Here is a 9,794-nt window from a genome sequence, read left to right as displayed (position 1 = left end):
CCCCACGGGAGAACACCCATGCTCCGGTTCCCACGACCACCCCTCGCCGCCCCCTGGATCGCGGTCTGCGCGGCCGCCGCCACCGTTGTCGGCGTCCTCACCGGCGTCCCGCCCGCCCGCGCCACGACCGAAGCCGCCACCGCCCTGCCCACCGGCTGGGCCACCGTGGTGAACACCGGCAGCGGCAAGTGCCTGGACGCCCGGTCCGCCGCGACCGCGAACGGCACCGCGGTGCAGCAGTACGCCTGCAACGGCACCACCGCCCAGCAGTGGAGCTTCACGCCCACCGCCGACGGCTACGTCCGGATCGGCGGCCGTAACGACGCCCAGCAGGTCGTGGACGTCAGCGACGTCTCGACCGCCGACAACGCGGCCGTGCACCTGTGGACGTACGGCGGCGGGGCCAACCAGCAGTGGCAGGCCGTGGACGAGGGCGCGGGGGCGTACCACTTCGTCAACCGCAACAGCGGCAAGTGCCTCGACGTGCCCTCGGCCTCGACGGCCGACAGCGTCCAGCTCGTGCAGTACGCCTGCAACGGCACCGCGGCGCAGCGTTTCCAGGTGGCGCCCGTGAGCACCGCGCCGGGTGACGTGGACCTCGGGCCCAACGTCGTCGTGTTCGACCCGTCCATGCCGTCGTCCGCCATCCAGAGCCGGCTGGACTCGATCTTCCGGCAGCAGGAGACGAACCAGTTCGGCGCCCAGCGCTACGCGGTGATGTTCAAGCCGGGGACGTACAGCAACGACGTCAACGTCGGCTTCTACACCCAGGTGCTGGGCCTCGGCCAGTCGCCCGACTCGGTCACGGTCAACGGCGCGGTGCACGTGGAGGCCGACTGGTTCCCGCCGCAGAACGCCACCCAGAACTTCTGGCGCGGCGCCGAGAACCTGTCCGTGAACCCCACCGGCGGCACGGACCGGTGGGCCGTCTCGCAGGCGTCCGGGTACCGGCGCATGCACGTGCGCGGCAACCTGGAGCTGAGCGACGGCGGCTGGTCCAGCGGCGGGTTCATGGCCGACAGCAGGATCGACGGGCAGGTGCGCTCCGGCACCCAGCAGCAGTGGCTGACCCGCAACTCGCAGCTCGGCTCGTGGACCGGCTCCAACTGGAACATGGTCTTCGTCGGCAGCCAGGGCGTGCCCGGCAACAGCTTCCCCAACCCGCCCTACACCACCGTGAACCAGACCCCGAAGGTCCGCGAGAAGCCCTTCCTGTACGTCGACGCGGCCGGCGCCTACAAGGTGTTCGTGCCGGCCGTGCGGACCGCCTCCTCGGGAGTGACCTGGGCGACCGGGACCGCGGCCGGCGCCTCGCTCGGTCTCGACCAGTTCTTCGTCGTCAAGCCGGGCGCGACCGCCGCGCAGCTGAACGCAGCCCTCGCCGACGGCAAGAACCTGCTGGTCACCCCCGGCGTCTACCACCTGGACCAGACGCTGCGGGTGACCCGCCCGGACACCGTCGTCCTCGGCCTCGGCCTCGCCACCTTCGTCCCCGACAACGGCGTCACCGCCATGACCGTCGCCGACGTCGACGGAGTGAAGATCGCGGGCCTCCTCTTCGACGCCGGGACGACCGGCTCGCAGGCCCTGCTGGAACTCGGTCCGGCCGGCGCCGGCGCCGACCACTCGGCGAACCCCGGCTCCCTGCACGACGTGTACTTCCGGGTCGGCGGCGCCGGGGTGGGCAGGGCGGCCACCAGCCTCGTCGTCAACAGCGACGACGTGATCGGCGACCACCTGTGGATCTGGCGCGCCGACCACGGCAGCGGGGTGGGGTGGAACACCAACACCGCGGACACCGGACTCGTCGTCAACGGCGACGACGTCACCATGTACGGCCTGTTCGTGGAGCACTACCAGAAGCACCAGACCGTCTGGAACGGCAACGGCGGCCGGACGTACTTCTACCAGAACGAGATGCCCTACGACCCGCCCGGCCAGGCCGCGTGGATGAACGGCGCCACCCGGGGCTACGCCGCCTACAAGGTGGCGGACTCGGTCACCAGCCACCAGGCCTACGGGCTGGGCAGCTACTGCTACTTCAACGTGAACCCGGCGGTCGTCGCGGAGCACGCCTTCGAGGCGCCGAACAACCCGAACGTCCGCTTCCAGAACATGGTGACGGTCTCGCTCGGCGGCACCGGCACCATCCGGCACGTCGTCAACGACCGCGGCGGGCCCTCCGACTCCTCCTCCAACGTGGCGAATCTGGTGAGCTACCCGTGAGGCGCCTCTCGGCGCGCCCGCTCACCTCACCCTGACGACCCTGCCGGCCATGGTCCTGGGGTCGGCCGCCCCGGCCCCCCACGCCGGACCCGCTCGCGAACGGCGGCGTGAACGCCTACCAGGTCGTCCTGTTCCTCGACGGCGCTCGCCGGACGGCCCCGCACCGCGCGGGCCTCGAGCGGTACATGCGGGCCGGTGGCGCCTGGAGGGGCTTCCACGTCCCGGCGTTCACCACCGACGCCGCCTCCTGGCCCTGGTGCTACGACCTGTCCCAGCACCACGGGCGGCGCGGCGGACGGGGTCCCCCTGGTGCACCGCGCCTGCGACGGCTCGCCCGCCCGGAGCTTCCGGCTGACCCCGCACATCTGAGGCACCGTCATCTCGGCGAGAATGGGAGGATGCCCGGTTCGAGAACCGCCTTACGCACCCGCTCCCGCACCCGCCCCCGTGCCCGGACGGCCCCCGGGCACGGGTCCGGGCGCGCCCGGGCGTCGGCCCTGCCCGCCCTCGTGCCCGCCCTCGTCCTCGCTCTGACGGCGGTGACCGGCGGCTGCGCGCGGTCCGGGGACGACGGGGGCCCCGCGCCCGCCTCGTCCCCGGGCTGGGAGGGGAAGGAGGAGCCGGAGAAGGCGATGCGACGGGCCGGCCGCGCGCTGGACGCCGTCGAGCCCGAGGGCGCCGACCGCCTCGACTCGGGCACGGCCGACGTGGGCCGCGGGCTCGACCGGACCTTCGCGGGGACGGACGGGGCCGCCCGGTCCCTCGCTCTCGCCTGTCAGGCGTCCGCGCCGCACACGCTGACCGTGACCCTGCGACGGGGCTCGTGGCGCGACGTACGGGAGATGCGGTGCGGCGACCGCGAGGGCGTCCTGTTCGACGTGCCCGCGGGCGCCGCGTTCACGGTCCGGATCGCGCCCGCGCGCCTCGACGGCCTCGTCCTGTGGCGGCTGCACGCCGTCGCCCCCGGCGAGGCCGACGCCTGCGCGGACGACGTCACGGAGTGCCCGTCGTGAGCGGTCGCGCGGCCGGCCGGCGACGGACCCAGTCGAACAGCAGCACCGACCACAGCGCCGCGAACGCACACCAGGTGGAGACGAACTCCAGCCGCCACAGCGCGAAACAGACCGCCGCGCCCAGGCCGACCACCACCCCCAGCGCCAGCAGCCGCCGGTCGCCGGAGACCAGCAGCGAGCCGACGGTGGCCAGCAGGTAGCCCGCCACCAGCAGCGGCGGGTGCGGGACGTCGAGGTGATAGCCGACCGTGTGGCCCCGGATCTCGGCCGTCACCGGACGGGTGGCGATCCCGTGCGCGAGCACGGCCGCCGTGGCCAGGCCGATCGCGAGCGCGCACGCCGGTCCGCGCCGGGCGGCGGGCCGGGCGGCGGCCCACACGCCCGCGGGCACCCACACGGCCAGCAGCGGCAGTGCGATCACCGCCCAGGCGACCGTGGCGGCTCCACCGCCCCCGCCCGCGTCCCACACCGCCGCCTCCACGAGCTGGTGCGCGCCGAGCAGCAGCGGCAGCGCGGCGAGGGGAAGGTCGCGGCCGTCGCGCACCCGCGTCACACAGACCACGCCGACGGCGGCCACCGACGCCCCCGCCACCAGATCGGCCGTCGCACTCCAACACATCGCGTCACCCCGGATTCGACCGTCTCGTGTACGGGCCACGCTACTTCGCGCGCCGGGCGCGGACCGGACCGCGAACGGGCGCCGAACGGATCCGCACCGCGTCGAACACGGTCGAACGGATCCTCCGGTCGCGGCGGCAGCGGCGTCGACGGCCGCGTTAGGCTGCACGGGGCGGGCGGCGGCCGTCCGGGGCGGGACCCCGAGGCGGCGCGGAGGACCCGTGGACATGAAGGAGGACGCGGGCAGTGGACCCCTCGCAGACAGTCGACGGGTGCGAACCGGGGCGCGGCGGGGCCGTGCTGGAGGTCGGTCCGCTGACCGGCCGGCCCGGCATCCGCGCCAGGGGCGAGATCAGCGAGGTCACCCGGTCGCCGTGGGAAGCCGCCCTGGCGGGCCTCGCACGGCGGCACGCCGAGGTGTCCTACGTCGAACTGTCGGAAGTGGGGTTCGTCGACGTGGCCGGGGTCGCGGCGCTCGCCGTCACCGCGCTGGGCCTGCCCGGCGGACGCATGGTGGTCGAGCATCCGCCGCCGCAGGTGCCCCGGGTGCTGAGCCTGTTCTGGCCCGGCCTGCACCGGATCGAGGTGGCGCCGCGATGAGCGCGGTGGCGACCCACGAGGCGTTCGAGCACCCCGCGCTGTTCTACCGCGGCGAGCGCGAATACCTGGACGGGACCGTGTCGTTCGTCCGGGAGGGCCTCGACCTCGGCGAGCCGGTGGCGGTGGCGGTGCCCGGCCCCAACCTGGAGCTGATCAGGAACGCCCTGGGCGCGCGGGCCGAGGACGTCCTGCTGCTCGACATGGTGCAGGCCGGGCGCAACCCGGGCCGGATCATCCCCAAGGTGCTCCGCGCGTTCGCCGACGCCCATCCGCGGCAACGCGCGCGCATCGTCGGCGAGCCGATCTGGGCGGGCCGCAGCGCGGTGGAGTACCCGGCGTGCGCGCAGCACGAGGCGCTGATCAACGCGGCCTTCGAGGGCCGCGCGGTCACCATCCTGTGCCCGTACGACGAGGAGCGGCTGGACGAGGCGGTGCTCACCGACGCGCGGGGCACCCACCCGACGATCGTGTCCCGCGACGGAAGCCTGGTCAGCGACGCGTACGACTGGCCCTCGGTCGTCGCCCGCTACAACGAGGCGCTGACACCCGGCCCGGACGCCGCGGTGCTCTCCTTCGACGCCGGCAACCTGTACACCGCCCGCGCGTTCACCGTCGAGCAGGCCGGCCGGCTCGGCCTCGCCGGGCAGCGGCTCCAGGACGCCGAGCTGGCGGTGGCGGAGCTGACCACCAACAGCGTGGTGCACGGCGGCGGACACGGCACGCTCGCGGTCTGGGCCGAGGCCGGTCGGCTCGTGTGCGAGGTCCGCGACACCGGACGGCTGACGGACCCCCTGGCCGGCCGCAGGCCCCCGGCCCGGGGGCAGATCGGCGGCCGCGGCCTGATGCTGGTGCACTACGTGGCGGACCTGGTGCGGCTGCACACCGGCGACGACGGCACGACGGTCCGCTTCTACCTGAGCTGCTGAGGGGCCGCCGTCCGTGCGGGGCCGAGGCCGCCGGGCCTCCGCGGGAGCGGCCGACGGCGGCCCCCGCCGTCAGTCCTGCGCGCGCAGCGCCGCCCAGGTGGCCTTCGTCACCACGCCGTTGGTCTTCAGCCCCCGGTCGCTCTGGAAGCCGCGGACGGCTGCCTCGGTGTCCTCGTCGAACGTGCCGTCGACGCCGGAGGCGCCCACGCCGTAGCCGCGTTCGGTGAGCATGCACTGCGCCTGACGCACCCGCTTGCCGGTGTCGCCGAGGCTGGTGCGGCCGCTGCCGGCGTAGTACGTGCAGTCGCTGATCCACGGCGGCGGAGTGCGAGGCCACGGGGAGGGACGGCGACGCGCCCTCCTCGGCCGTGACGACGTCGGCGCGCCCGCTGGAGGAGCCCGCGGCGGAGGCCCGCTCCGGCGCGCCGGGTGTGGCCGCCCCGCCGTGGCGGCCGGTCCCCGGGACGCCGTCCGGCCCGCTGCCGTACGCCGACTCGGAGGCCCGGGGAGAGGCGGCCCCCGGCCCGTCGTCGTGCATGAGCGAGAACGCCCCGGCGGCGACCGTGCACAGGACGGCGACGGAGGCGAGGGCCGCGACCCGCTTGCGCCGCGCCCACGGCCGGCCCGCCGGCGCCGCCGCGGGCGGCCCGGCCTCGGCGGCGGACTCCACGGCCGCCGGCGCGGCCTGGCCGGCCCGGGCGGCGGGGCCGGACGCGGCCGCCGGGGCGACCGGGCGGGAGAGGCGTCCGGACGGCGGCTGCGCACCCACGGCCGGGCCGCCGGCACGGTCCGCGCCGCCCGGGCGGCCGCCCGGCGGGCGCAGCGCGACGGTGCGTTCGACGGGCAGGCGGTACAGCGTCTCGTAGGCGCGCTGCCGGGCCAGCACCGCACCGCGCAGCGGCTCCGGCCAGTCGGCGGCCACGGCGCGGGAGCCGACCGCGTCGATCAGGTCCCCCGGCGCGGGGCGCAGTCCGGGCTCCTTGGCCAGGCACGCGGTCAGCAGCGCGCCCAGCTCCGGGTCGGCCGCCCGGACCGCGTCCGTCACCTCCGCCCTCGGCTCCTCGAAGGCGACCCGGTGCATCACGTCGACCCCCGTGCCGTCGCCGAACGGGGCCCGGCCGGTGGCCGCGTAGAGCAGGGTCCCGGCCAGCGAGAACACATCGGAGGCCGTGTCGCAGTGACCCGTCCTCAGGTACTCGGGGGACATGTAGGCCGCCGTGCCCACCCGGTTGCCGGTGCCGGTGATGGCGCTGGCGTCCAGGGCCTTGGAGATGCCGAAGTCGATCACGTACGCGCCCTGCGGCGACACCAGCACGTTGGAGGGCTTCAGGTCGCGGTGCACCACCTCCACCGCGGCGAGCGCGGTGAGCGCCCGGGCCAGCTCGGCCGTCAGGCGCCACACGGCGGCCGTCGGCAGCGCGCCGCCCCCGCGCACCGCGTCGGCGAGGTCGAGTCCGGGGATGTACTCGGTGGCCATCCACAGCAGCCGGTCGTCCCAGCCGGTGCCGCGTAAGCGGGGGGTGTGCGGCGGGCCGAGCCGGCCGTGCACCGCGGCCTCGCGTTCGAACCGGCGCTGGAAGCGGACGTCCTCGGCGTACTCCGGGCGGATCACCTTCACCGCGAACAGTCCGGGCGTGTCGTCGGCGGCCCGGGCCAGATAGACGCGTCCCATCCCGCCGCTGCCGAGCAGCGCCACCGGCACGAAGGGCCCCACCCGGTCCGGATCGCCGGTCCGCAGGGGTGCGGCCCCGGTCTGCCGGAGCGCGGCGGCCTCTTCCGCCGCGGAGTTCGGTGGGGACGGCAGCTGGTCGGACACGGAACTCCCGAAGTGATGTTCGTCGTAACTCAGTTCGCAGACGGTGGGAGATCGAGGCTATCCGAGCCGGGCCCGGTGCTCAGCGTTTCTCGCGGTTCCGTCCGGCCGACGCCCCCGTCGGCGGGCCCGTGTGCGCCACGACGCAGGCGGGTGAAGCCTGAGGCGCCGTCAGCTCCACGGGGCATGCATGAGGATCTCCGCCGTATCCGGCCGGGTCGGCGGAATCGACGCGCTGGAGGCGTAAGTGACGAACGAACGGGAAGAACCGACCGGCCCCTCCACCCTCAGGGTCCCGGTCCTCATCGTCGGCGGGTCCCTGGTCGGCCTGGCGACCTCGTTGTTCCTGGGCAGGCTCGGCGTGCCGCACCTGCTGGTGGAACGGCACGCCGGCACCTCCATCCATCCCCGCGGCCGGGGGAACAACGTCCGCACGATGGAGCTGTTCCGGGTGGCGGGCGTCGAGCGGGACATCCAGGACGCGGCGGCCACCCTCGCCGACAACCACGGCATCCTTCAGACGCCCACCCTGGTCGGCGACGCGGGGGAGTGGCTGTTCCGCGACATCGACCCGGGTGGCGGACTGGCCCGCTTCAGCCCCAGCTCGTGGTGCCTGTGCAGCCAGAACGACCTGGAGCCGGTGCTGCTCGACCACGCGCGGCGGCTCGGCGGCGACCTGCGGTTCTCCACCGAGCTGATGTCGTTCGAGACCGACGCCGACGGCGTCACCGCCGTGGCGAAGAGCCGTGAGACCGGTGAGCACATCACCGTCCGCGCGGACTACCTCGTCGCCGCCGACGGCCCGCGCAGCCCCGTCCGCGAGCAGCTCGGCATCGGCCAGAGCGGGCCGGGCGACCTGTTCCACAACGTCAGCCTCACGTTCCGCTCCCGTCGCCTCGCCGACGTCGTGGGCGACCGCCACTTCATCGTCTGCTACCTGACCAGCCCGGACGCCGACGGCGCGCTGCTGCCGGTGGACAACCGCGAGAACTGGGTCTTCCACGCCCCGTGGCACCCCGAACACGGGGAAACGCTGGAGGAGTTCACCGACGAGCGGTGCGTCGAGCACATCCGGCGGGCGGTCGGCGTCGCGGACCTCGACGTGGAGATCACCGGCAAGGCTCCCTGGCACGCCGCGCAGCGGGTCGCCCGCAGCTACCGGTCCGGCAGGGTGTTCCTGGCCGGCGACTCGGCCCACGAGATGTCCCCGACCGGGGCCTTCGGCTCCAACACCGGCATCCAGGACGCCCACAACCTCGCGTGGAAGCTCGCCGCGGTCCTCGACGGCTGGGCGGGAGAGGGGCTGCTCGACACCTACGACGCCGAGCGCCGGCCCGTCGCCGAGGCCACCAGCGCCCGTGCCGCCGCCCGGTCCGCCGAGCACAGCCACCCGGGGTTCGCCCCGCCGCCCGGTTCCGGCGGGTCGGGTCCGCAGCGGGGCATCCTCAACGTGGCCCTCGGCTACCGCTACCCGCAGGGCGCCGTCGTCGGCGCCGACCCCGCGGTCCCGGTCGTCCCCGAGGGTCTCGACCTGAGCGGCGGTCCCGGCAGCCGGGCGCCCCACCTGTGGGTGCGCCGCGGCGACGAGCGGATCTCCACCCTCGACCTGTACGAGCGGACCCCGGTCCTGCTCAGCGACGCCGACGAGCCGGGCGGCTGGCACGAGGCCGCGGCCCGGCTCGCCACGGAACTCGCCGTTCCGCTGCGGTCGTACCGGGTGGGGTCCGAGGCCGGAGCGGACCTGGTCACGGAGGACGGCGTCGACTGGGCCGAGCGGCACGGCACGGCCCGCGGGGGCGCCGTGCTCGTCCGCCCCGACGGGTTCGTCGCCTGGCGGGCGCCGGGACCGGACCGGGAGGCCGAGTCGACGCTGCGTCAGGTCCTGGAGACGGGGCTGTCGCTTTCCTGACCCTCGTGCGCTTCACCCGTGTGAACGTCCTGAGTGGTGCCGCGGGGGCCGGTGACTGACGGTGGATCACGTTGCGGGCGGGTCTCCTCGGCTGACGTGGTGTCGGCTGCCCGGTCGTGACGGAAGGACCATCAGATGCGTTCTGCTCGCATGATCCTGGCCACCGCGGCCGTGACGGCCGCTCTCGCGGTGGGCGCTCCCGGCGCCCACGCGGCCGACGGCGGCTGGGACCACGACACCTCGTCCCACAGCAAGGAGGACGGCCACTCCACCGGCAAGACCGACGGCTGGTCCGGCAAGCACGACAAGGAGGAGCACGCCGACCACGACGCGCCCCACGGCGGCATGCACACCGGCGGCGGCGCGCTGACCGCCCTCACCCAGGGCGGCGACCACGACGCCGCCCAGGACCCCCGCTTCGACCCCGAGACCTACAAGGACAAGGACTGGCAGAAGGACCAGGACCGCGGCCACGACGGCGAGCGCGGCCAGGACGCCTCCGGCCAGGACGACACCACCTGGAAGGGCGGACACGAGGAGGACGGCGGCTGGAAGGGCGAGCACGACAAGCCCAGCGGCGGCATGCACACCGGCGGCGGAGCCCTCGCCGGCCCCTCCCTCACCGCCGGCGGCCTCGGCATCCTCGCCCTCACCGGCACCGCCCTGTACGCCCTGCGCCGCAAGAAGAC

The 9,794-nt window shown here is 74.9% G+C and carries 9 protein-coding genes and 2 pseudogenes; 8 read left to right on the top strand and 3 right to left on the bottom strand.

What is annotated here, in order from left to right; translation table 11 throughout:
• Positions 1 to 18 precede the first annotated feature (18 nt).
• From KMS84_RS04885 to KMS84_RS04875, 3 genes and pseudogenes are all read left to right on the top strand, one after another.
• On the top strand, positions 19 to 2,226 hold the full coding sequence (locus KMS84_RS04885) for an RICIN domain-containing protein (RefSeq protein WP_256914778.1): 2,208 nt from the start codon (positions 19 to 21) through the stop codon (positions 2,224 to 2,226).
• An 86-nt stretch (positions 2,227 to 2,312) separates the two neighbouring features.
• Positions 2,313 to 2,492 (top strand): annotated as a pseudogene (locus tag KMS84_RS04880) (1,4-beta-xylanase); the annotation flags it as partial.
• 132 nt (positions 2,493 to 2,624) lie between these two features.
• Positions 2,625 to 3,239, top strand: coding sequence for a hypothetical protein (locus tag KMS84_RS04875; RefSeq protein ID WP_256914777.1), 615 nt, complete (start codon positions 2,625 to 2,627; stop codon positions 3,237 to 3,239).
• Here KMS84_RS04875 and KMS84_RS04870 read toward each other — a convergent pair.
• Complete coding sequence (locus tag KMS84_RS04870; RefSeq protein ID WP_256914776.1) at positions 3,220 to 3,858, bottom strand: DUF6629 family protein; 639 nt, start codon at positions 3,856 to 3,858, stop codon at positions 3,220 to 3,222. The genes KMS84_RS04875 and KMS84_RS04870 overlap by 20 nt on opposite strands.
• Before the next feature lie 245 nt (positions 3,859 to 4,103).
• Here KMS84_RS04870 and KMS84_RS04865 point away from each other — a divergent pair, with 245 nt between their 5' ends.
• Both KMS84_RS04865 and KMS84_RS04860 read left to right on the top strand, forming a co-directional pair.
• The gene (locus tag KMS84_RS04865) at positions 4,104 to 4,457 is read left to right on the top strand and encodes an STAS domain-containing protein (protein WP_256914775.1); all 354 of its coding nucleotides are present in this window, start codon (positions 4,104 to 4,106) and stop codon (positions 4,455 to 4,457) included.
• Positions 4,454 to 5,383, top strand: coding sequence for an anti-sigma factor RsbA family regulatory protein (locus KMS84_RS04860; protein WP_256914774.1), 930 nt, complete (start codon positions 4,454 to 4,456; stop codon positions 5,381 to 5,383). Before KMS84_RS04865 ends, KMS84_RS04860 begins: the two co-directional genes overlap by 4 nt.
• 69 nt (positions 5,384 to 5,452) lie before the next feature.
• Here the strand turns inward: KMS84_RS04860 and KMS84_RS04855 are convergent, their stop codons facing one another.
• Positions 5,453 to 5,614 carry a peptidoglycan-binding domain-containing protein gene (locus KMS84_RS04855; RefSeq protein ID WP_256914773.1) on the bottom strand — a complete coding sequence of 54 codons (162 nt, stop codon included), beginning with the start codon at positions 5,612 to 5,614 and terminating at the stop codon, positions 5,453 to 5,455.
• A gap of 137 nt (positions 5,615 to 5,751) precedes the next feature.
• Here KMS84_RS04855 and KMS84_RS04850 point away from each other — a divergent pair, with 137 nt between their 5' ends.
• On the top strand, positions 5,752 to 6,249 hold the full coding sequence (locus tag KMS84_RS04850; RefSeq protein ID WP_256914772.1) for an SPRY domain-containing protein: 498 nt from the start codon (positions 5,752 to 5,754) through the stop codon (positions 6,247 to 6,249).
• Between the two features lie 143 nt (positions 6,250 to 6,392).
• On the opposite strand, the pseudogene KMS84_RS04845 reads toward KMS84_RS04850, so the two are convergent.
• Positions 6,393 to 7,055 (bottom strand): annotated as a pseudogene (locus tag KMS84_RS04845) (serine/threonine-protein kinase); the annotation flags it as partial.
• A gap of 388 nt (positions 7,056 to 7,443) precedes the next feature.
• On the opposite strand from KMS84_RS04845, the gene KMS84_RS04840 reads away from it, so the two are divergent.
• On the top strand, positions 7,444 to 9,105 hold the full coding sequence (locus tag KMS84_RS04840; RefSeq protein WP_256914771.1) for an FAD-dependent oxidoreductase: 1,662 nt from the start codon (positions 7,444 to 7,446) through the stop codon (positions 9,103 to 9,105).
• A 135-nt stretch (positions 9,106 to 9,240) separates the two neighbouring features.
• On the top strand, positions 9,241 to 9,794 hold a 554-nt coding region (locus KMS84_RS04835; protein ID WP_256914770.1), incomplete at its 3' end, for a hypothetical protein.

It is taken from the genome of Streptomyces hilarionis, assembly GCF_024539675.1.
Lineage (GTDB): Bacteria > Actinomycetota > Actinomycetes > Streptomycetales > Streptomycetaceae > Streptomyces > Streptomyces hilarionis.
The sequence above is the reverse complement of the archived record's forward strand: the minus strand, read 5'-3'. Positions and strand labels throughout refer to the sequence as shown.

Coding starts and splice junctions, on each gene's coding strand:
- KMS84_RS04885 (WP_256914778.1), top strand. CDS start 19: ATGCTCCGGTTCCCACGACCACCCCTCGCCGCCCCCTGGATCGCGGTC.
- KMS84_RS04875 (WP_256914777.1), top strand. CDS start 2,625: ATGCCCGGTTCGAGAACCGCCTTACGCACCCGCTCCCGCACCCGCCCC.
- KMS84_RS04870 (WP_256914776.1), bottom strand. CDS start 3,858: ATGTGTTGGAGTGCGACGGCCGATCTGGTGGCGGGGGCGTCGGTGGCC.
- KMS84_RS04860 (WP_256914774.1), top strand. CDS start 4,454: ATGAGCGCGGTGGCGACCCACGAGGCGTTCGAGCACCCCGCGCTGTTC.
- KMS84_RS04855 (WP_256914773.1), bottom strand. CDS start 5,614: ATGCTCACCGAACGCGGCTACGGCGTGGGCGCCTCCGGCGTCGACGGC.